Here is a 21,367-nt window from a genome sequence, read left to right on the forward strand (position 1 = left end):
TGCCTCAAGCAAAATGTTGCCGATAGTGTCGCTGTTCCGAATGGGATGGTCAGGTGTTGTCATCCCGATTCGGAGGATGGATGGGAAGGCGGATCAGCATGGCGACACGGTCGGAATTGGTGGAAGCAATTGTCGAGCGATGTCGATCGGGGAGCCGAGGCGATAAGCGCCTCATCCTCGATGAGTTCGTCGCGGTGACCGGTTGTCATCGCTAGCATGCGATCCGAGTGCAACGTCAACGCGCGTCGAAGACACCCGGCAACAAGAGGCACAGCCTTCGCTATGGCGGCGATGTTCGCGAAGCGCTCGTGGTGTTGTGGGAGGCATCGGAGCGGCTGTGTTCCAAACGGCTGCGGCCGTTGATACCTGTCTTGTTGCCAGCGCTTGAACGGCATGGCCGGCTAGAGCTCGATGCCGCGCTCCGCGGCAAGCTGCTGACGATGAGCCCGGCGACGATGGATCGGCTTTTGGCGGAGGTACGTGTTGTGGCTCGCGGCGGCCAGCGTCGCCGAGCAGGAATGAGTTCGGCGGTTCGCCGATCGGTGCCGGTGCGCACCTTCGGGGACTGGAATGATCCGCCGCCCGGTTACGTCGAGGTCGATTTCGTGGCGCATTCCGGCACATCTTCGTCCGGCAGCTTTGTGCAGACAATGGTGTTGACCGGTATTGCTACTGGGTGGACCGAACGCGATTGTCGTGTTGCCTCACCTAATTTTGTTACCTAGTGCCTCATCAGGAATGTTACCCGCAGCCAGACGTGCGGAATCTGAAGCGAGGTATGGCGCTGGGCCGCTGACCTCGCCGATGAGCCGCTGCACGGCTTGTTGTCGCCACGCCCTTACTCGCTTCTGCAGCGTGTGAAGCTGGCGCAAGCTGTATCGTCCGGGGTGACGGGCCTGGAACTCGACGAGAAGTTCAAGTGCGGTCTGATCCGGACGCTCTTCAAGGCATCGTGCCATCTCTTCCCAATGGTCCTTAAAGATGTCGGGACGTCGGCCACGCGGTTTGTCGTTGAGCCGACGATACGTCTTCGGCCCAACGACAACACCGCGTGCGCGAGCTGCTTGGCGCCACAGATAGACCCGTCGGACGAGTGTTTTGTACTGCTTGCGGGTAAATCGACCTGGAAACTGGATACACAGCTCTTCGAAGAGTTGCGTGGCATTGATGTTGGGGAATTCTTCCAATCGGCGGCAAACGATCGGCCACACCATGCGGAGCGCCTGGACGCGGGCTTGGCCAGGCTCGGCGTAGACCGGCTTCAGCTTCTCCTGCATCTTCGCGGCTTTCGCGGCAGGAGTGGGTGAGATCACCGGCTTGAGCGCGGCGGTGGGAGCCGCAATAAGGACTTGCGTCGAGACCTTTTGTAGACTTCGTAGGTAACGCGGTTTGGCTTCGGTGGAGAACGTCGGACGGATTTCACCCGCATGCCAGGCACTCGACAGGCTTGCTACGAACGCGGCCAGGTCGGGTGGTTCGGATGTCGTCGGCGGCGGTGTTTCGCCGTCAGCCAGGGCTGCGAGATAGGCCTGCACGGCTCGCATCTCCTCCAGAAGCTTCAGCGGATCGAGGTCGGCGGCGATCTCGCGCAGCTTGCTCTTGGCAGCCATCGGGATGCCCTCCGCCTGCAGGAGACGCTCACAGGGCGTCTGCGGCGGATGATAGCGCTTGGCCACCTTCGCTCCGTCGCGCTGCTTGGCAGCCAGCTTGAACGAGGGCTGGAAGAAGTTCACAAACAGCCGGGATGCCCCGTAAAGGCGCGTGATCGCTCTGGCCGCCGCCAAGCCTTCAAAGCGCCGATAACCCAGGAGCTTCCGTACAACGGCGCCATTTTTCTGCTCTATCTGCGCGCTTCGCAAAAGCTGGACAGCGATTTCACGCGATCGTGGGCAGCAGAAGCCTGACCGACGGTTGCTATGAGTTCACTGGTTTTTAGTCGGCGTCAAGCGCCTGCTTGCCAGCTATTTTCCTCAAGCTTTCGCCGGTCATGTTGATGCGGTGAGCATTGTGAACGAGGCGGTCGAGGATGGCGTCGGCAAGGGTGGGATCGTCGCCGATGACTTCGTGCCACTGATCGACGGGCACTTGGCTTGTTACGATGGTGGAGGCCCGCCCGTTGCGGTCTTCAAGCATCTCCAGCAGATCGATGCGCTGGCTTTGAGTGAGCACCGAGATGCCCCAGTCGTCCAATATCAGTAGCTCGACGCGAGCGAGAGACTTGAGCATGCGGGCATGGCGACCGTCGCCGCGAGCCAGCGCCATTGCCTCGAACAGGCGCGGGACACGCTGGTAGGAGACGGAGCGCCCGTCCCGGCACGCTTTGTGGCCCAGGGCACAGGCAAGCCACGATTTTCCCACGCCGCATGGGCCTGTGATTGCCAAATTATTGTGCCGAGAGATCCAGTCGCCGGCGACAAGCCTGGCTAGAAGGGCGCGGTCGATGCCGCGTGGGATGCGCAGATCGATATCTTCGACGCAGGCATTCTGCCGCAGGGCGGCAAATTTGAGACGCGCGGTCATGCGCTTGGTGTCGCGTTCCGCCGCTGTTCAATACCGGGTGAAATTTCCCCAAAAGTGCCGAAGTAAAATTCCCCAATTACGCCGTCTCGGACGGCATGGAGAATTGGGTATTTTTTGGCGGCCGACCGCGCGGCCGTGATGGTGGAGCGAAGGACGGTGGGGTAATCAGGGCTTTCGAACGGACGTGTTCAGGCATCAATTCGGCATGCTGGCGCAGCCTGTAGCTTGATCCTTCGATCTGAACGACGACGGCATGATGCAAAAGCCTGTCGAGAAGCGCGGTGGCGACCACGGCGTCCGCGAATGCTTCATGATGCACCTTTCCTTGATCGCCTGGTCCGTTGCAGTCGGCGTTGAAGTTGATCGATCTGGTCGCTGGAAAGGCTGATCTGCCAAGGCTGGCCTTTCGTGCTTTGCCGACCGTGGACAAGGCCCTGGGCGAGATAGTCGAAGATGGTTTGAGCCGTCACGCCGATTGCAGCGGCTGCGCCCTGTACAGAGTAGGTTCCATCAGGCCAGCGCGGCGGATTGGCTGCGACGCCGTTGATCTTGGCTGTGGGGATTCCCCAACGGTGGCGTAAGAGCCAGATGTTCTCATAGCTGAACAGCTTGCCTCGCGCCGAGCGGACGCCCTCGTCATTCAATATTTTGGCGATTTGCCTGTCCATATCGCCCGCAGCATTGAGTTGCGTGATCCGCTCACGCACAAGCTCGAGTTCGCCATAGTCTCGATCGTAAGGGTCTGTTGAACAATATGTGAATCCGGAATTCGGTTTTTTGCGGTTTGAGGATTCCCTTTGGCTGGTGGACTTTCTAGACTCGCTTTGTGATTGACGAAGCGGCGATCCGTTTGAGGTATGAGGCGGTGGGTCCCTTGCTCGACGAGCGGGGCCGGCGGCGGTTTGCAGCGGCCGAGGCTCTGGCGGCGGGCCATGGCGGCATCATGGTGGTCTCGCGGATCACGGGCGTGGCGCGCAGCACGATTGGTCGGGGCCTTGTGGAGTTGCGCGACGAGGCGGCTCTGGATTTGACCCGGGCGCGACGGCCTGGCGGAGGACGTAAGGCGCTGGCGAGCCTGGACGCGACCTTGCTGGACGATCTGCGCGGCCTGGTTGATCCGGTCACGCGAGGCGACCCGCAAGCCCCGCTGCTGTGGACCTCCAAGAGCTTGCGCCATCTGGCCGAGGGGTTGCGGGCGCTGGGCCACAAGATCGGCCACAACACGGTGGCGACCCTTCTGCGTGGGCTGGGCTATAGCCTGCAGGCCAACCGCAAGACCCTGGAAGGCGCCAGCCATCCCGACCGCGACGCGCAGTTCCACTACATCAACCGCCAGGTGGGTGCGGCGCTCGAGGCAGGTGAACCAGCGATCTCGGTGGACACCAAGAAGAAAGAGCTGGTGGGCGACTTCAAGAATGGCGGGCGCGACTATCGTCCAGCCGGCCAACCGGAGCCGGTACGGGTCCACGACTTCCTCGTTCCGGAGCTTGGCCGCGCAGCGCCTACGGCGTCTATGACATCGGCGACAACAAGGGCTGGGTCAGCGTCGGCATCGACCATGACACCGCCGACTTCGCAGTTAACGCGATCGGCCGGTGGTGGCGGCTGATGGGACAAGCACGCTATCCCAAGGCTAGACATCTGGTAATCACGGCCGACGGCGGCGGCAGCAACGGCTCGCGCGTGCGCCTGTGGAAGCTGAGGCTGCAAACCCTGGCCGACGAATTGGGCCTGACCATCACCGTCTGCCACCTGCCGCCCGGCACCAGCAAATGGAACAAGATCGAACATCGCCTGTTCTCGTTCATCACCCAGAACTGGCGCGGCCGGCCACTGCTCAGCCATCAAGTCATCGTCGAACTGATCGCCGCCACCAAGACCAAGGCGGGCCTCACCGTTCGCTCCGAGATCGATCCCAACCTCTACCCCGCCGGCGTCAAGGTCACCGACCAGGAAATGGCGACCATCAACATCCGTCGCCATGCATTCCACGGCGAATGGAACTACACCATCACACCACGAACCAAACCGTGACGTAGTTGTTCTTCAACAGGCCCTAAGATTGAACTCGCCGTTGGATTTGATGGTCGCTGGTTGCGCCGGTCTGCCAAAGAATCCTGATGGCGACCTGGCCGCGTATCTTCTTCTGGTCGAGAACGACCTCCTGCACGATGAAGCGCAAGATACGTTTGCGGTCTTCTGGCTGGGTGGTTTCTGAGTGCCAGATAGCCGGCAAATTCTCGGCGAGTTCCTGAAGCGCCGCGTGATCCTGTGCCTGTAACACCAAGGGCTCTCGGTCTCTCCACCGACGATATTCCTGCTCGATCTCATCGATCAAGCGCAGCTTGTCTTCCCATGCCTTTTCCAGGGTTCTGGCGACGAGACGATTTTCCGGTTCCACGGTGTCGTATTGTCGTCGAGCCCGCTCGGCGTCATACCGCGCACGTTCCCGCCGTAGCGCCCATTGTTTCTCGAGGCTTCGTGTTTCCTCCGCAATCTCGTCGAGCGCAGCGATGGCGATGGCGATTTGGTCAGGTTCCAACGCCTTCAGGAGGGTTTGGGCGACCAACTCATCTACTGCGGGCGCCCGAACCTCCTGACAGAGAGAGCTGCCGGTCTGGTTGCGGTCCGCCAGGCAGCAGTAAACGGGGCATGCACTGTCGGGGCCGCTGTAGCGCACGGTCATCCGCCGTCCGCATTGGCCGCAGACCGCCAAGCCCTGCAGCAAAGCAATGCCCTTGCGCGGCGCGCCGCGGTGGCCGGACTCGTATCGATTGGTGTTGTCGGCGAGGCGTCGCTGATTGGCCATGAACTCCTCCCAGTTAATATAACCAGGGTGTGCGTCTTTGATGCAAATATCCCAGTCGTCAATGGCCACCTTCGAGGTTGCGCGGTGCGAACCTGGACCTTGGCGGACCGCATTTATTCGGCGCCGGCCGTAGACATATGCGCCGGCATAGGCCGGGTTGTGCAAAATATGATGGACATGGGCGATGGTGGCGTCTCGCCACACCAGTTCATGGGGCGCCGGCCCGCGAAGCGGCCGCACCGGTACGCGTAGGTCGTGCGTGCGCAGGTAACGCATAACGCGTCGCGCGGTCTGAAGCTCTCTAAATTTGTCGAAGATCAGACGCAGCCGAGCCTGAACCTCTTCATCAGGGTTGAACACCCCGCGGGTCACTTCAAATTCCCCCGGATAGGGTCAGTCAAAATCCCCCACCCGCAAGACAGGACAGAAGTGGACTTGTTAGTTTGACTTTGTTTCCCGAGCAAGGGCTTCAGCGGCTTCTTTGAGGCGATAGCTGCGTCCATCGAACTCAAGCAGATGGCAATGATGCATCAGCCGATCGAGTATCGTCGTGCTCATGGTGTTGTCTCGCAGATATGTCCCCCAGTCCTGCACGACCCGATTGGAGGTGACGATGACGCTGCGGCGCAGTTTGTAGCGCTGATGGATCAGGGTCTGCATGCATGCGCCGGCGTCGTCGGGGATGGCGCGTGCGAGGAACAGATCGTCCAGCACGAGGAGATCGCAGTCGATGATTGTTCGCATCCGGGCCTCGCGTTGCGTGGGGGTGTTCAGAGCGTGGCGGTGGAAGAAGTCATCGGTCTCGAGATACTGGACCTTGTGGCTGTACAGGATCGCCTGATAGGCAATCGCCTTGGCGATGTGAGATTTCCCGGTGCCCGGTTTGCCGACCAGCAGCGCGTTCTCGCCGGCGGCAATGAACGCCAGTGTGTGAAGCTGGAAGCAAGTTTGGCGCGGCAATTTGGGATTGAAGGACCAGTCGAATTCGGCGAGCGTCAGTTTTTCATCGAGCCCGGATTGCTGATATCGCCGCTCGATAAGGCGGGATTGGCGACGATCCAGTTCGTCCTGCAGGATCAGGGAGAAGGTCTCGAGGAAGGGTTGGTTTGCGCCCTGCGCCTGCAGCACGCGCGTCTGCAGCGTGTCGCGGACGCCCGACAGGCGCAGCTGTCGCAGGCAGCGTTCAATTTCGGGTATGGTCATCATGGGGTTGGGTCTCCAGTTTGAGGTGAGAAGGGGTAGCGGGAGCGCTCGTGGCGGCGAAGCTGGTCGGGGTTGCGCAGGCGCCACGAGTGCGGGGTGGAGAGGCGCGGTCGTCGTCAGCCCCGGCCTGCCGGCCATTGTTGCCGGCATCGTGTCGCACAGCACGGCTGAAGAGGTCGCCATATTCGGCGGGGGCGCGGATCAGTGGATGATCCTGGGTGAGCTGCGATGCCGGCTGTGGGACTTCTTCAACCTGTTGGAGCGCCTGCTCAAACAGCCGCTCGACAGTCGCGCGTACGTGCTTGTAACGGTAGATGCGGTTGCTGATGGCATGAGCACAGGCCTGCTCGACCATCCGTGTCGGATACTTCCGGCTCAGCCCGACAATGCCCCACATCGCGCGCTGTCCGGGGCGTCCCTCGGCATCGAACATGTGTTGGCACAGGGCCTTGGTTTGTGGGCCGATGCGACCGGCGTTCGCCAGCAGCACGGCGGTTTGCCGTGACGGATTGAACGGCCGTTCGTTGATCGGCAGGACGACAGAACCGGGGTGCGTCATCCGGGGATGAATCCGCAGCAGCGCATGGGTGTGGCGATCACGGATCTCGATCGTGGAAGTGTAGATGCGCACGACGACCAGACTGCCGATGGCCGCGGGCCGCGCGGCGTAATAGCTGCTGTCGACGCGTACGGTGGTGTCGTCGCAGACGGTCCGAACGACTTCAGTGAAGATGCGGAAGGGTGCGACAGGCAGCGGCCGCAGGTGCGGCTTCTCTTCCTGGAACATGGCCTCGACCTGACGGCGAGTGCTGCCGTGGATGCGCTTGGAAGCCCAGTTCTCCTCCCAGTGCCTCAAGAACTCGTTCTGGGCTTCCAGCGTCTCGAAGCGCCGTCCGGCCAGCGCGGTCCCCTGGGTATGTTGAATCGCATTCTCGACGCTCCCCTTTCGATTGGGGTCCGCCACGCGGGCCGGATCGGCGACGACGCCGTAATGAGCCAGCATCGCACTGTAGATCGGATTGAGCTCGGGCTCGTATAGATCGGGCTTGAGGACGCCTTCCTTAAGGTTGTCGAGCACCACATAGCTGACCACCCCGCCAAAATACCGAAACGCTTCTTCGTGAAGCTGCGCCCAGACTTGCTGGCTGGATTGCCAGACCACCCGCCGGAAGCTGCGCCGCGAATAGCGCAGCGTCATCACGAACAGGCGGGGGCGACGGTACCGGCCGCTCTTGGGATCGATCGTCAGCGCGCCCTCGCCATAGTCGACCTGAGCCTCCTCGCCGGGGAGGAACTCAAGACGATCAAACTGCTTGGGATCGCTTTCTCGCAACGTGCGCACAAACCGCTTGACGCTTTGATAGCTGGACGGAAAGCCAAACTGATCGACCAGGTCCTGGTAAATCGCCTGTGCATTTCGCTTCAGGCGGACCTGTTCTTCGATCCACGCCCGATGCACTTCGCAGGCCGAGCGGGCCAGGCTGCTGGTGACCGTCGCTCCCGACACCCCAGAAGCCGGTGGTCGGGGTGGAGGAATTTGGTCCTCCGCGCTTGCCGAGCCGGTGGTCACTTCCCCGGGGGAATTTGCCTCCGTAGCAGCCCGTTGCGCTCGGTACCGCCGAATCGTCTTGCGATCGACACCCGTCAGCCTTTGAATCTCGCGCTGGCTGGTGTTGCGATCAAGTAATGTTAGTACGGTGCTTTGCAGATGTGCCTTCAAGACGTACAACTCCCGGTCCCCTCGCTGTATGAAAGGGGATGAAAATAAACGTCCTGCCTTACCCGGCTACCGCTGTTCAGTAGCGCTGCCGGTGACCATCAGGTGGGGGAGTTTCAAGTGACCATACCCGGGGGATTTTGACCGACCCACGGGGATCAGGCCTGAACGGAAACCGGGGCTTTGGGCCCGGATGACAAGAATAGGATAGCGGAAAAGATGAGTTACACCCTACCACAAACCATCGGCATCGATATCTCAAAAGCAACACTCGATGCTCATGCCTATCCTGCAGGCAGCAACCAGCAGTTTGCCAATACTGCCAGTGGCCATAAAGCCTTAATTGCATGGCTGGGACAATGGTCAGTCGAGCGCGTGGCATATGAGGCGACTGGTGCTTACCACCGGGAACTCGAGCAAGCTCTGGCTGATCTGCCTTGCGTCAAGCTCAATCCCGCTCGTGCGCGGCGCTTTGCCCAAGCAGCTGGAACCCTGGCCAAGACCGACCTGATCGATGCAGTGATGCTGGCCCGCATGGCTAGCACAATGCAGCCACCCGTGCGCCCGGCTATGAACCCCGAACAGGCAAGGTTGGCAGAACTGATCAGTGCCCGCGATGGTCTGATGCGCGACAGAACCGCGCTTAAAAACCAGGAGAAAAACCTGACGATTCCGCTTCTAAAGCGTCAGCACAAGCAACGCCTCAATCAGATCGATCAGCATATAACCGCTCTCGATGCCGAGCTCGCAACAAGCATTGCGGCCGATCCCCAGCTTGCCCGTCGGCATGAAATTATCTCCAGCATAGCTGGCCTCGGCCCACGCACTGCCAACCAGTTGGTCGCCACTATGCCAGAGCTCGGATCACTTGATAACAAACAGGCCGCATCCCTGGCAGGACTCGCTCCCGTCGCCCGCCAATCAGGACAGTGGAAAGGCAGAAGCTTCATCCAGGGTGGAAGGGCCAATGTTAGACGAGCACTCTACATGCCCGCTCTCGTCGCTGCCCGCTTTAACCCCGACCTCAGGGAAAAATATCAGCACCTCATTGCATCGGGAAAGCCCGCCAAAGTCGCCATCGTCGCGGTTATGCGCAAGCTTCTCGTCACCGCCAATGCGCTCGTCAAAGCCGATCGCATGTGGGTCGAAAAACATGCTTGATCACAACGGAAACTAATCGCGGTGGCAGAGTCAAGCACCTTTGTGAGACGCGTATGCCGGGTGCAGGGTCGTCACCGCCAGTTTGCGTGCCACGGCAAAGGGCAGCTCGCTTGAAGCCAACTCTCTCCCTGAGTTTGAGGCCCCATGTCGGCAGGCCGCTTTCGGCCGAGCTGCGGGCCAGGATGACCGTCGCAGCTTCGTAGAGAAGCCCCCGGAGATGGCGATCGCCCCGTCGGAATATGTGGCCATCATAGTCGACCTCTCCCGATTGGTATCGCCGGGTCGTCAGGCCAAGCCGGCAGCTTGGAAACGCCCTTGCCGGCGAAGCCCACTTCAGTATCTTCCAGGATCAGGAAGCCGTCCCCCTGTGGCGCGGCGATGGGCCGATCGCACACCGGCGCCAGCCGCATATTGGCTTTGGGCCGCGTGACGAAGATCGATCCGGCTTTGGCGATCTGAGTCCACCAGCCGTAATGGCAATAGCCCTTGTCGAACACATAGGTCGCGCCTTGCTCGATGGTGATCGTGCGGCCGATCTCGGCATCGTTGACGTTGGCATCGGTGATGTCGAGGATGCGCGGATAGTCGACCTTCGGGTCATAGACGACATGCATCTTCATGGCCGCGGATGCGGCCGTTCGACTTGGCCCAGTCGTACAGTTTGCCGAGCGGAATGGGGGTCAAGTCGATCAGCCGCAGCATTTGGTTGCCCTCGCGGCGCGCCTGCCGGTCGAGTTGACCTGCCACCAGGCCGAAGGCGACTTTCCGCGGCGAATGGCGCGGCGGACGCGGTCAGCAGATGGTCGCCAGGATCTGTCCAGTCGGCCTGGACACGCAGTTCGCCGATCAGCGATTCGGGGATTTCCCGATGCGACGTCCCCGTGAGCGAACCGTCGCGAAGCGGAGGCGTCGGCCACGCGCTTCTGGCGGCCCGTGTGAGACCGTTGAGGCATTCAAGAGCCCAGAGGCGGTATTCAACTGCAGAGCGGGCCAGATCGCGTCGATATGGAGTCGGACGGGCTGAGTAATCCTCGCGCCCGAAACCGCGAGCTGGAGATGCCGGTCGGCATGCCGCAACAGAACATGTTGGCAGCCGTCGCCCGCCAGCAGGACGTTGCACGGCATGGCAGCGCCGTCAGATCGAACGGCGGCGTCGCCGCCGATGAGGACACCTGTTCCGCAACGACTGGCAAGACGTGCGGCCACCGCCGTGGACGCCAGAAAAGGCCGCATCACGCCGAAGGCTGGCACCGTAAGCAGGATCGGCATTGAGCCCATTTTTTGAATCATCTTCATCAGCGCAGTCCTCCCCCGTTACGCAGCAACAAACCGAATGTCGGACCGAAGCCACTCAAGGCGAACCTCATCGCCGGAACGGAAGACCTCCTGTCCCGAGGCGACATGCTCGCGTGCGATCAGCACCGTGTTCCCCACGCGCACGCGGTATTTCCTCAAAGGACCAGCATAGATCATATCTTCGACGGTGCCGGAAACAGATTGTCTTTGGTCCGCATCGCCGCGCCTTGCCGCCGAACGCGCGTTAATGCAAATGCGCTCAGGCCGCAGCATTGCGACCATTCCGGAAGACGGCACGACATCGGATTCGACTTTAAACTCGTTATTTCCGAGGATGTTGGCCTCGCCCAAAAAGTTGGCGACGAAGCGCGTTATCGGACGGTCGTAGAGGGCTTCCGGTGTATCGATCTGCTCGATTTGGCCGGCTCGCATGACGACGATGCGGTCCGACAAGGTGAGTGCTTCCTCCTGATCGTGCGTAACACAAATGGTAGTTTTCCCAAATTCCTTGTGCAGGTCCTTGATTTCAACTTGCATCTGCTCACGTAGGTTGCGATCGAGCGCACCGAGCGGTTCGTCCAGCAGCAGGACCGGTGGATCGGCAATCAAGGCGCGCGCGAGGGCCACGCGTTGTTGCTGACCTCCACTTAACTGCGATGGCAGGCGGCCACCGAAATCATCGAGGTGAACGCGTGCAAGCATTCGGTTGACTCGTGCTGCCCTGTCGGCGGCCTTGATCCCGCGCATTTCAAGCGGAAATTCCAGATTGCGGCGCACAGTGAGGTGCGGGAAAAGCGCGTAACTCTGGAAAACGATGCCCTGGTCCCGACGATAAGACGGAACTTCGGAGACCGACTTGCCGGCAATGAGGATGTCTCCTTTGCTCGGCGCGGTGAAGCCGGCGAGAAGCATCAACGCTGTCGTTTTGCCCGAACCACTTGGGCCGAGAATGGTGAGGAACTCGCCCCGAGAAACGGAAAGGGACATGTCTTTGACCGCGGCAATAGGTCCGTACATCTTGGTGACGTTGCAGAATTCTATCTGTGCGGGAGCTAGGCTCTTTTTCAATGCTCGATCCTTGACAGGAAGACAATTTTTAAGACTCAAGTTCATTAACGATACTCCAGCAGGACAGGTGCGCCATAGCAACACGTGCAGTCCCGGAAAGGCAGGGCCGTTGGATAAGGCGGCGCTATCCAATTTGCCACGGCCGCGAAGCCGACCGACTGGATGAGCGCCACCGATGCCTAATGAAACGCTGAGGATTACTGGAGAATCCACTCGTTCCAACGTTGAACAAGCCGCTCCTTGTTCGACTTGCCATCCGATCCGACCTCTGCATACCACTTGCCATTTAGAGCGAAGCTGGAGGCCGCGTAGTCGGGATGTGAAGCAAGCTTTCGGCCAACATTTTCAGGTATCGTTTTATAGGCATTCTTGTTGGTGGGAGCATTTGCAATTAACTCAGCAAAAGCCGCCTGCCGTTCGGCGCGGCTCGTCAATTCGATGAATTTCTGAGCATTCTGCGCATTCGGGCTGCCCTTCGGAATGCACCAGTAATCCGTCGTCAGCTTAGCCTGATTCCGACTTATCTCGATTGGGGCACCCTCATCAATAAGTGAAAGTGCCCGTGCGTCGTAGGACTGCACAATGTCGGCGGCATTATCCCGCATTATCTGCAGAATTTCGGACCCACCCGTCCACCATTTGCGAATGTGCGGCTTAATCTTGTCCAGGCTAGCAAAGACGCGCTCAATATCCATCGGGTAGAGCTTATCCATAGGGACGCCATCGGCCAGGAGGGCCTCCTCCCAAGGTCCGCTTCCACCTTCGCCGGAAAATAGGGAGCGGACGCCAGGGAACTTATCGACGTCCCAGAACTCGGCCCACGTGGTCGGCCGCGGCTTTCCAGACGGGAACTTCTTCGTGTTGTACACCATATTGAAAGAATATACGTAGGAGGCGAAGCCGTTGGGTTGTTTGGCGTAGTCTGCTACCGCCTCCAGTTCATCCTTCTTCCAGATCGAATAATCGATCTGCTCGAGGTAGCCCTTCGCGGTAAGCGGATCCACATTCGTTTGCCCGAGGTTGACCACATCGGCCGCTACGTTCTTTGTGTCCACCATCATCGCGATCTGCGTCGAGGAGAAGTCCGCCTTCACTGGCGTTACCTTGACCCCCGTCTCCGCCTCAAAAGGCTTTACATAAGCCTCCATCACCGCGTCGCCCCAATTGCCGCCGCTCATATTGACTTTCAACTCGCCGGCGGATGCTGCCCGTGCACGACCGGTCGCGGAGGATAACGCACCTACTGCTATTACGGACGATGTCGCCTGCATGAAGTGTCTGCGATTTATCAGAAAGCTCATTTCGTTCTCCTCTGTCACTCCCTTGCTCGTTGGCAAGGGGTTTCCAATTGCTCAACGCAGTCGGGAAACCACAAAACGATCACGCGAATGGTCAAACGGGATACAGGAAGCCTGCGTCTGCCTCGTACCGACCGGTTGCCGCGTGTAACGCCCCAGGATCTTCCCATTACACCAACCGGTGCGGCGAGCACCGGCATCCGGTTTCCGAGTGAAGCGCCCAATTGCCAAACTGGTCGCTCCAAGGAATGCCTACCGCAATACGAGCGTGATTGCAACAAATGTTTGATCTCGTGAGATATGCATCAAGCGTGTTACGCTGAGCCTTGGGCGAGATCTGTCGCAAATTTGTGTCTTCGACCTCCCCACCCGCCGAGCAGGGTGCTTCGAAAGGGCGGAGCATAAGGACGTCTCGTTTCAAGAAGAACTGCGGGGCGAGGGGCAGCGGAATAGGCACAGGCAAGGCTGATATGGCATGCACCGGATTGCTGTCGGAACACCTACACCACCGACTTTGCGCGATCGAATAGACCCCGATTGCAAGGAAAGGCTGCAGGTGGCAGTATTCGCGAGCCAAGCGAAGGCAACGGCGCCGGGATCATTTCGACGATCCCCGCCTCTCTCCAGATTGGCATTTCCTACTGGATCCCCGTCTTCGAGATACTCGACCAGCGTGGCTTCGAGGTCATACTGGTCAACGCACGCGATGCCAAGCATGTGCCCGGCCGCAAGACCGATATCAGCGATGCCCAATGGCTCCAGCGTTTGCATGAATATGGATTGCTCAGGGCTAGTTTCCGGTTGAAGGGCGAAGTTGCGGTCACCTGCAGCGCGTCAATCAAGGGTTCTTCCGCATTTTGGTGCAGGTTGCGGGATTCACGGACGGAGCGAATAAGTTCATAGAGTCGGAATCGCAGTCGACGCCCCGTGATTTGCCCGTGCTCCATGCCTTCCGCTCGAAGCCAAGCCGGAACCACCGGAAGAGACTTCCACGAAGCTTGATGGCCTGCGCCGGTCGCGACGCGACCAGCGCAGTGAACTCTATGCTGAAATCCTTGATTTGCGGGAGGCCGGTCTGTCGCCGCGCCAGCCCGGATTGGCATGAACGTGAGAACGGTCGAACGCTGGTTCGCAGCGGGCGGTGAGCCCGAGCACCGGCGGCCCCCGCCGCCCTGCGGCATGATCGATCGCGTCACCCCGCCATGGCTCATCGACGGGCCGATCAACGGCGAACGCTTCCAGCTCTATGTCGAGGAAGTTCTCGTCCCGATCCTCCCAGCCGCACCCTCGAAAGTCTGCGACGCAATCGGCACCATTCTCAACCGCATCACTGCCGACGAATGTTCAAACTACTTCGCAAATTCCGGATATGACCCCAAATAATCTCATCACGCTCTAACGAGCAGCGGCGCTCCTGCTATCCCAGCGCTATTCGGCTGCTTAGGCGCGATGGCAAACCGTGGGGATCAACCGCATCTATCTGCTCTACCCAGAGGAAGGGCTGGCTGTGCGGAAGCGGCCTTCACATTTGAGAAGTTACCCTCGGGAGGTCGAAGGTCAGAATAACGAAAGCGAGATTACTTATGGAGGGCTGGCTCGCCTCCAGGAAGAATGGCTGGCCATTTCCCGTCTCGCGTCAGTTTTTTGGCGACTTCCGGGACCAGCGCACGTATTGCTGCCACTTCAACTGACCGTTCGTCTCGCGGGTTTACAGCAAGAACAATCGACCGTGTTATGACTGGATCCACAATCCTCACCATACGCACTTGGCCGAGAGAGACTTCACGTTGTATAGCTGACGGCGTTAGTATCGAATAGGCTTTTCCGTCCATCACCATGCTGTTGATGGTCGACAGAGAATCTACTTCAAACCGCACATCCAATGTGCATCCGTGCTGGGCGACGACATCGGCCACCGAGCGTCGAACATTATTGACACGCATGGGAACAGCCAATGGATATGCGTGCAAATCAGACAGTCGAACAGTGTTTTCGAACGGTGGCTGGTTCGGGGGAGCCACGAGGCAAAATTCCTCGCGAGCTAAAAGTGTGGACGTGTCCGGACTTTCGACAGTCTTGTAGAGAATTGCGAGATTGAATCGACCAGAGGTCATCCACTCGTCGATCAATCCGCTCATCCCTTCAATAATCTTGAGCGAGACCTTTGGAAATCGTTCCTGGGCTAGGGAGAGAAGCTCAGCCACCATGACGCGAGCTGCCCCAGAGGGTATCCCGATCGTAACTTCGCCGGAGGGCGACTTTACCTTACTCGTCAATTCCTCTTCAGCAAGGTTAACTTGGCGTAAAATACTTCGCGCGTGGCGCATAAGCTTCGTTCCAGCAGCCGTAAGCGTTACTCCCGTTCTGTCGCGAACCAAGAGCTGGGTGCCAAACTCTTCCTCCATTTGTCGGACATGAAGACTTAACGCACTCTGCGCCACATTCAGTTGCGCTGCTGCTTTAGTGAAGCTACCCGCCTCCACCACGCCGATGAAATATTTCAGCTGTCTTAGGTCCAATTATGCACGCCCCTCGCACGGGAACCGCCATGTGCGAGATCCTGAAACCATTGTTCCCAACGCTTGATTGAGACGATATCTCGAAACGAGATGGATGGAAAGTAGAAATTATATTGGTGTGCGGACGTTGTCACTGGCCATACTGCGGCGATGGCTAAGCAACAGCTCAGTGAGTAAAAAGGCTGGCGGGATTTCCGGGCAGTCGCTGGCACTCTGCGTGACACCAATTAAAAGATAAGACGACCATGGAAAATCTCCCGACAGTGAAAGACGTTATTCTCTCTCCCGGGAATGGAAGCTTTTTTTATGACGATCAAGCTGCAATACGGGCCGGCGCTGCCCAGGATGGGTTTCGGTATCTTGGGGCGCCCCTGACTCCCGGTTTCACGGCGATCCGAATGCCATCGCGTTCGCTCAGCATTGGCCTCGTGTTGCCGGACGATGTGATCGTCTGGGGCGACATGATGAGCGTGCAGTATTCAGGCGCCGCCGGTCGCGATCCGCTTTTCCAGATTGATGCGATCGAAGCATTTACCAGGTCTGCCGTCATTCCCAGGCTCCTCGCGGTTGATGTTTCCAACTTCCTCACCGCTTGCGATCAAGTCTTGGCATATCATCAAAACAAGCGCTTCCCGCTTGCGGTGGAGTATGGGGTTAGCCAGGCTCTGCTTCGCGCTGCTGCGCATGTTGCCCGGACCACGCTTGCCGAGGTGATATGCTCGGAATTCGCATTGCCATTACCAGAAAGGCCTGTCCCTATTTTCGCTCAAAGTGGGGATTCGAGAGGAATCAACATCGATAAGATGATCCTCAAGTCTGTCGATGTGCTTCCTCATGGTCTCATTAACTCGCGTGAAAAGTTCGGCCCTTCAGGCGAGAGGTTTCGTGAGTTCGTCAAATGGGTCGCCAGACGCACCACCGAGATCGGAGAGCCCGGTTATCGTCCTATCCTGCATTTCGACGTTTACGGCTGGATTGGTCTTGAGATTGGCATGGAGCCGGAAAAGATCGCCGACTTCATCGCGCGACTTGCGGAGGACGTCCCCGATTACAGACTTCATATCGAATGCCCAGCAGACTTCGGGTCAACCAAGGCGCAGCTAGACGGGTACGCCAGGGTCGTTGCGCTTCTCGACGCACGTGGCACAAATGCCCGGATCGTGGTCGACGAGCGCTGCAACACGCTCGATGACGTTCGGCTCTTTGCGGAAGCAAAAGCGGCCCATCTAGCTCAGATTAAGATGCCCGACATTGGTTCAATAGCCGACACGGCCAGGGCCGTACTGATCTGCAAGGAAAATGGGGTCGGTGCGTACGTCGGTGGAAGCTGCGCCGAGACCGACTTGTCGGCCAGAGCTGCGGTAAACATCGCAGTGGCTACACAGGCTGACATGATGCTTGCAAAACCTGGCATGGGCGTCGATGAAGGCATCTCCATCGTCGGCAATGAGCAGAACAGGCTGCTCGCCATTCTGGACTACCGACGTTCGCGGAACTCCATACAGAATGTTAAGGCGGCATCCGCATGAACAAGGCTCTCGAAGGCATTACAGTTGTCGCTGTCGAGCAGGCGGTAGCAGCGCCCTATACTTCCTCCCGGCTTGCGGATGCAGGTGCACGTGTCATCAAAGTAGAACGCCCCGAGGGCGATTTCGCGCGAAATTACGACGAGCTTGTTCAGGGCCAGAGTGCGTATTTTGTTTGGTTGAACCGCGGGAAGGAGTCAATCTGCCTCGACCTGACGATCGACGAACACCGTGCAGTTCTCGACGCGATGGTCGCTGAGGCTGACGTCTTCATTCAGAACCTGAAACCCGGCAGTATCAAAAAGCTCGGCTTTGGTTCCACAGATCTCCGCAAGCGATTTCCCCATCTTATAACCTGCGATATTTCCGGGTTCGGAGATGGTGGTGACCGATCGCATTTGAAAGCGTATGACCTCATTGTGCAGGCGGAGACGGGACTCTGCGCGATAACCGGGACAACGCACGGCCCGGCGCGCGTCGGCGTCTCGGTGTGCGATATTTCAGCTGGGATGACTGCCCTGAACGCCATCCTGCAGGCGCTATTCCAACGTGAGCGCACCGGCCAAGGTACGAGTATCCAAGTATCGCTGTTCGATGCCGTTGCTGATTGGATGAATGTTCCCGTCTTACAGTTCGAATACAGCGCCTATCATACTGCACGCGCGGGGGTTAACCACCCATCTCTCGCACCCTACGGCGCCTACCGTTGTTCCGACGGTAAGGACGTAATCTTCTCAGTCCAAAACGATCGTGAATGGGTGAACTTTTGCGCGAAGTTCCTGAAACAACCTGACCTTACCCGTCGTCCAGGCTTCGCCGACAATATGGAGCGTCTCGGCAACAGGACCGGATTGGATAAGATCGTCGTCGATCGATTCGCGCAAATGTCGAGCGAGGAAGCGATGAATGAACTTGAAGCTGCGGGTCTGGCCTATGGCCGTCTCAACGAAATTGAGGATTTATCCCAGCATCCACATTTGCGGCGAGTGCCCGTATCCACGCCGGCCGGAGATATTCAAGTAATCGCACCGGCCGCGATCTTCGATGCGGAAAGGGCTCCGGCACTCCGGCCCGTTCCCGCACGTGGAGCCCATTCTGAGGCATTGCGCCAGGAGTTTCGGTTTTCTCCCCAGCAGCGGACGCGCCGCTAGATATCCTATCCTATGGCTGTTGCGGTCGGGTGAAGGGTTGAAATGCACCTGAACACACAGGCTCCGATCCCGGCTTCCATGGTGGCTGTCGCGAGTCGCACATCGGTGAGAGCCATCGCTAAGAGACCGTTTTGAAAATCGGCTTGCTCTGGGTTCCGTCTGAGGCTGGGTTATGATTCAAGCTGTGGATGTGGACAGAGCAGAGCCGTGACGGATGGCCCAGATTGCCAAGAAGACCAAGCGCTACCCGTCTGATTTGACGGACGAGGAATGGGAGCAGTTCGCACCGCTGATGCCCAAGCCTGGGCGTCGCGGGCGTCCGCGCGAGGTTGATTTCCGGGAGGTGGTCAACGCGGTGCGCTACCTGGTCCGCTCCGTTGCGGTTGGCGGATGCTGCCGATCCATTTCGGACCCTGGCAGACGGTCTACGGCTGGTTCCGCGAATTGGCGCGGCGCTTTCTGTTTCAGACCATCCACGACGTGGCGCTGATGCTGGGTCGCGAGCGAGCTGGGCGCGAGGCCAGTCCCACGGCTGGCGTGATCGACAGCCAGTCGGTCAGGGCTCCGCAAGCTGAAACAAGGGGTTACGACGCCGGTAGGGTAACCGGGGCAGATTACCGGGCAGTCAGGCTTGAGCGGCTTGCCTAACGAGATCCGGGAGCGGCGGAATCGACTCTTGTGTTGGTATGCCGAGGCGGTCGCCGAGATAGCGGAAGAATGAGACGTCGAGCTTGATGCAGGTCTTCATCAGGCCGAGCAGGACGTCGCGGGCGTTCTTGCCTGCCTCGCTGACGGTTCCGCCGGAGATCTTGCGCTTGGTGACGAAGGCGCGGATGTCGTTTTCCGAACCATTGGTGTGGAGCGGGATCTCGGGACGATCGAGAACGCGCAGGAGTTCATGCTTGCGGCGATGCAGCCTGGCAAGAAGCCGGTCGAGCATGACGTAGCCGGTTCGTCGTTTGAACAGGCGCTCGAAGCGGGCGCGCAGGGCCGCCGCGCGGCGCGGACAAGGAGCACGCTGGTAGCTCTTGAGGTCGCGATAGAACCACCAGATCAACTGGCGCATGATGTCGACGGCCTGACGTTGATCCGGGGTCACGGGTATCAATTTGTGGACGAGCCGCTCGGCGTGGACCCAGCACAGAGCATGGTCGCCGATGCGGAACTGGCCGGCATCATCGGACACGACCACGGTATCGCCAAGAAAGCCGTGGTGGCGGATCGCTCCCCACATCGCCCCTTCGGTGGCGATCCTGACTGGGTTGGGCTCAACCGCGAGCTGGTCGAGGCCGAGTGCGGCCAGATGCGCCTGCCATGCGGCGCTGTCGGCAAATGCCTTGTGCGGCGCAGCCGCCAGCCGCGCGATCACCGGACCGGCGAGGTTGCGGCCGCGCATATAGGCCAGGGCCTCTTCATTGATGAAGTAATCGCTGTGCCCGGCACGCAGCGTCGCCAGGAACGCCTCCCGTGACTTCGATCGTCCGGTGCGGAACGCGGTGAAGCGGCGATCGCCGATCTGGGTGGTGTAGCCGTCCTGGTGGGCGTGGCGCGCCGACGTATCATCGACGGTGATCCAGGGCGCCGTAGCCAGCCCGGCGCGCAGCACGTCACGGTCCTCCGCCGCGAAGGCCTCCAGGCCCTCCGAAATCAGCCGCACCACCTGGCGCTTCGAAATGTCGACCCCGATCCCGGTCAACAACGCCGTCAACCGCTCCGTCGTCACCTGGCCTTGAATGTGACAGGCCAGAATGAAGCGGCGCAGGTTCGCGCCCCAGCCGCCGATGATCCCCGCCGGCAAGGGCGCCACCATCGTTTCGCCGGTCGGTGTCACCCAGCGCTCGCGGCGATAGCGCACCACCTCGGCCGACAACGCCAGATCGCGCACCAGGATCGTCTCATACCCCTTGAAGCGAGAGCCCGCAGGAGCGCTCACCGCAACCGTCACCTCGCGGCTCACGCGACCGCCGTCGCGCTTGGCGCCGCGCCGGCGGCGCTTGCCCTTGCCAGATGTCGGCTGCGTCGCCTTCTCCATGCCCGATGGCTTGGTCGGCTTGACCGGGGGACGCGGCGGCAGGTCCTTCAGCCGGGCGATCTCATCCTTCAGGGTCTGGTTCTCGGCGCGTAGCGCCTGGTTCTCGATCTCAAGGCTCTCGACCCGGCCTTGAAGACCGCGCACTTCGCCGATCAGCGCAGAAACCAGCCCGCGGAGTTCCGCAAGCGACAGGCCTTCAAGCGAATCAGTCGGTGGTAGCGTCACGCAAAGGGTGAATCACGAACGCACGCGCCTGCAAACCCCCACCGCCCGGTAATCTGCCCCGGTTACGCCGGTAAGAAGATCGTCGGCCGCAAGCGACACATTGCCGTCGATACGGATGGGCGGCTGTTGATGGTCAACCTCACCACCGCCGATATCTCCGACAGTGCCGGCGCTCAGGCGATCCTGGATGGTATCCGCAAGCGCTGGCCTTGGGTCAAGCATCTGTTCGCCGACGGCGCCTATGACCGGCTGAAGCTCATGGACAAAGCCACCTATCTCGACTTCGTGGTCGAGATCATCCGTCGATCCGACGACCAGAAGGGCTTCAAAGTCTTGCCCCGCCGCTGGGTCGTCGAGCGGACTTCGGCTGGATGACCCGATGGCGCGGCCTCGTGCGCGACTACGAGCAGCGCATCGACGTCTAACGCCTTGATCCTTGTCGCAATGGGCTGCAATCTCATCCGCCGAAACGCTCATCCGTGATTTTCAAAACGGACTCTAAACAGATCTTCAAGTTCATGAGATGACGCTGAGCGGCATGAGGTCTGTGCGACGGGACACCACCGGGGGCCGCCCGCGTTCTCATGGGGCTGGAACCTGAGGCCGGCGCCCTTCGTCAAGCCAAATGTCAAGTGGCATTGGACGATTCGATTCGCGACCCGCGAGTTTTATCGCCCTGCCTCGGGTGCTGATCGGGGCCAGTCAAAAGACGAGAATAGCGAACTCATCTCCTCGCTCCTCCCCGGCTGCACTTGTTTCACCTGTTGAATAGCTAAGGGCGGCGCGAAATAATCTGTGACGCTTGGCACCCCTTCAATGCCTAACCGTCGAAAATCGTCCAA

16 protein-coding genes and 7 pseudogenes are annotated in these 21,367 nt (G+C 59.7%); 9 read left to right on the top strand and 14 right to left on the bottom strand.

Annotated elements, in window-relative coordinates; all coding sequences use genetic code 11:
- Positions 1-227 precede the first annotated feature (227 nt).
- On the top strand, positions 228-725 hold the full coding sequence (locus BPNPMPFG_RS39355; RefSeq protein WP_258598366.1) for a hypothetical protein: 498 nt from the start codon (positions 228-230) through the stop codon (positions 723-725).
- Here BPNPMPFG_RS39355 and BPNPMPFG_RS39360 read toward each other — a convergent pair.
- The 4 genes and pseudogenes from BPNPMPFG_RS39360 to BPNPMPFG_RS39375 form a co-directional block, all read right to left on the bottom strand.
- Positions 705-1,784 carry a hypothetical protein gene (locus tag BPNPMPFG_RS39360; protein ID WP_258598368.1) on the bottom strand — a complete coding sequence of 360 codons (1,080 nt, stop codon included), beginning with the start codon at positions 1,782-1,784 and terminating at the stop codon, positions 705-707. The two genes, BPNPMPFG_RS39355 and BPNPMPFG_RS39360, sit on opposite strands and share 21 nt — an antisense overlap.
- A gap of 148 nt (positions 1,785-1,932) precedes the next feature.
- Positions 1,933-2,538: pseudogene (istB, locus tag BPNPMPFG_RS39365) on the bottom strand (IS21-like element helper ATPase IstB); the annotation flags it as partial.
- A gap of 58 nt (positions 2,539-2,596) precedes the next feature.
- Complete coding sequence (locus BPNPMPFG_RS39370) at positions 2,597-2,839, bottom strand: ATP-binding protein (protein ID WP_413776922.1); 243 nt, start codon at positions 2,837-2,839, stop codon at positions 2,597-2,599.
- Positions 2,829-3,227: a recombinase family protein gene (locus tag BPNPMPFG_RS39375; RefSeq protein WP_258598370.1), complete on the bottom strand. Its 399-nt coding sequence runs from the start codon at positions 3,225-3,227 to the stop codon at positions 2,829-2,831. The genes BPNPMPFG_RS39370 and BPNPMPFG_RS39375 overlap by 11 nt, the downstream gene beginning before the upstream one ends.
- Before the next feature lie 119 nt (positions 3,228-3,346).
- Here BPNPMPFG_RS39375 and BPNPMPFG_RS39380 point away from each other — a divergent pair.
- A protein-coding gene (locus tag BPNPMPFG_RS39380; RefSeq protein ID WP_258598372.1) for an ISAzo13 family transposase occupies positions 3,347-4,554 on the top strand; the annotation gives its coding sequence in 2 pieces (ribosomal slippage) (positions 3,347-4,019 and positions 4,019-4,554; 1,209 coding nt in all).
- Positions 4,555-4,576: 22 nt separating this feature from the next.
- On the opposite strand, the gene BPNPMPFG_RS39385 is transcribed toward BPNPMPFG_RS39380, so the two are convergent.
- From BPNPMPFG_RS39385 to istA, 3 genes are all read right to left on the bottom strand, one after another.
- Positions 4,577-5,701: a recombinase family protein gene (locus tag BPNPMPFG_RS39385; protein ID WP_258598374.1), complete on the bottom strand. Its 1,125-nt coding sequence runs from the start codon at positions 5,699-5,701 to the stop codon at positions 4,577-4,579.
- A gap of 66 nt (positions 5,702-5,767) precedes the next feature.
- Positions 5,768-6,535, bottom strand: a complete 768-nt coding sequence (gene istB / locus BPNPMPFG_RS39390; protein ID WP_258598375.1) for an IS21-like element helper ATPase IstB — start codon at positions 6,533-6,535, stop codon at positions 5,768-5,770.
- A complete protein-coding gene (gene istA / locus BPNPMPFG_RS39395; protein WP_258598377.1) occupies positions 6,513-8,261 on the bottom strand; it encodes an IS21 family transposase in 1,749 nt (582 codons plus the stop codon). The genes istB (BPNPMPFG_RS39390) and istA overlap by 23 nt, the downstream gene beginning before the upstream one ends.
- 207 nt (positions 8,262-8,468) lie before the next feature.
- On the opposite strand from istA, the gene BPNPMPFG_RS39400 reads away from it, so the two are divergent.
- Positions 8,469-9,410, top strand: a complete 942-nt coding sequence (locus tag BPNPMPFG_RS39400; protein WP_258598379.1) for an IS110 family RNA-guided transposase — start codon at positions 8,469-8,471, stop codon at positions 9,408-9,410.
- Positions 9,411-9,440: 30 nt separating this feature from the next.
- Here BPNPMPFG_RS39400 and BPNPMPFG_RS39405 read toward each other — a convergent pair.
- The 5 genes and pseudogenes from BPNPMPFG_RS39405 to BPNPMPFG_RS39425 all read right to left on the bottom strand — a co-directional run.
- Positions 9,441-9,702, bottom strand: a pseudogene (locus tag BPNPMPFG_RS39405) (transposase); the annotation flags it as partial.
- Positions 9,703-9,706: 4 nt separating this feature from the next.
- A pseudogene (locus BPNPMPFG_RS39410) lies at positions 9,707-10,166 on the bottom strand (transposase); the annotation flags it as partial.
- Between the two features lie 90 nt (positions 10,167-10,256).
- Positions 10,257-10,706, bottom strand: a complete 450-nt coding sequence (locus tag BPNPMPFG_RS39415) for a hypothetical protein (RefSeq protein WP_258598381.1) — start codon at positions 10,704-10,706, stop codon at positions 10,257-10,259.
- Between the two features lie 18 nt (positions 10,707-10,724).
- A complete protein-coding gene (locus BPNPMPFG_RS39420; RefSeq protein ID WP_258598382.1) occupies positions 10,725-11,819 on the bottom strand; it encodes an ABC transporter ATP-binding protein in 1,095 nt (364 codons plus the stop codon).
- A gap of 152 nt (positions 11,820-11,971) precedes the next feature.
- Complete coding sequence (locus BPNPMPFG_RS39425) at positions 11,972-13,075, bottom strand: ABC transporter substrate-binding protein (protein ID WP_258598383.1); 1,104 nt, start codon at positions 13,073-13,075, stop codon at positions 11,972-11,974.
- A gap of 636 nt (positions 13,076-13,711) precedes the next feature.
- Between BPNPMPFG_RS39425 and BPNPMPFG_RS43465 the strand changes: the two are divergent.
- Positions 13,712-13,891 (top strand): annotated as a pseudogene (locus tag BPNPMPFG_RS43465) (IS110 family transposase); the annotation flags it as partial.
- A 366-nt stretch (positions 13,892-14,257) separates the two neighbouring features.
- Positions 14,258-14,386, top strand: a pseudogene (locus BPNPMPFG_RS43470) (IS630 family transposase); the annotation flags it as partial.
- Positions 14,387-14,649: 263 nt separating this feature from the next.
- On the opposite strand, the gene BPNPMPFG_RS39440 reads toward BPNPMPFG_RS43470, so the two are convergent.
- Positions 14,650-15,591, bottom strand: a complete 942-nt coding sequence (locus BPNPMPFG_RS39440; RefSeq protein WP_258598386.1) for a LysR family transcriptional regulator — start codon at positions 15,589-15,591, stop codon at positions 14,650-14,652.
- Between the two features lie 245 nt (positions 15,592-15,836).
- Here BPNPMPFG_RS39440 and BPNPMPFG_RS39445 point away from each other — a divergent pair, with 245 nt between their 5' ends.
- The 3 genes and pseudogenes from BPNPMPFG_RS39445 to BPNPMPFG_RS39455 all read left to right on the top strand — a co-directional run.
- A complete protein-coding gene (locus BPNPMPFG_RS39445; protein WP_258598387.1) occupies positions 15,837-17,120 on the top strand; it encodes a methylaspartate ammonia-lyase in 1,284 nt (427 codons plus the stop codon).
- Entirely contained in the window at positions 17,117-18,268 is a 1,152-nt protein-coding gene (locus BPNPMPFG_RS39450; RefSeq protein WP_258598389.1) for a CaiB/BaiF CoA transferase family protein, read from the top strand. Before BPNPMPFG_RS39445 ends, BPNPMPFG_RS39450 begins: the two co-directional genes overlap by 4 nt.
- Positions 18,269-18,456: 188 nt before the next feature.
- Positions 18,457-18,868 (top strand): annotated as a pseudogene (locus tag BPNPMPFG_RS39455) (transposase); the annotation flags it as partial.
- Positions 18,869-18,893: 25 nt separating this feature from the next.
- Here BPNPMPFG_RS39455 and BPNPMPFG_RS39460 read toward each other — a convergent pair.
- Positions 18,894-20,525, bottom strand: coding sequence for an IS66 family transposase (locus tag BPNPMPFG_RS39460; protein ID WP_413776923.1), 1,632 nt, complete (start codon positions 20,523-20,525; stop codon positions 18,894-18,896).
- 60 nt (positions 20,526-20,585) lie between these two features.
- Between BPNPMPFG_RS39460 and BPNPMPFG_RS39465 the strand changes: the two are divergent.
- Positions 20,586-21,008 (top strand): annotated as a pseudogene (locus tag BPNPMPFG_RS39465) (IS5 family transposase); the annotation flags it as partial.
- Between the last annotated feature and the right edge of the window lie 359 nt (positions 21,009-21,367).

This window comes from Mesorhizobium sp. AR07 (assembly GCF_024746815.1).
Classification (GTDB): Bacteria; Pseudomonadota; Alphaproteobacteria; order Rhizobiales; family Rhizobiaceae; genus Mesorhizobium.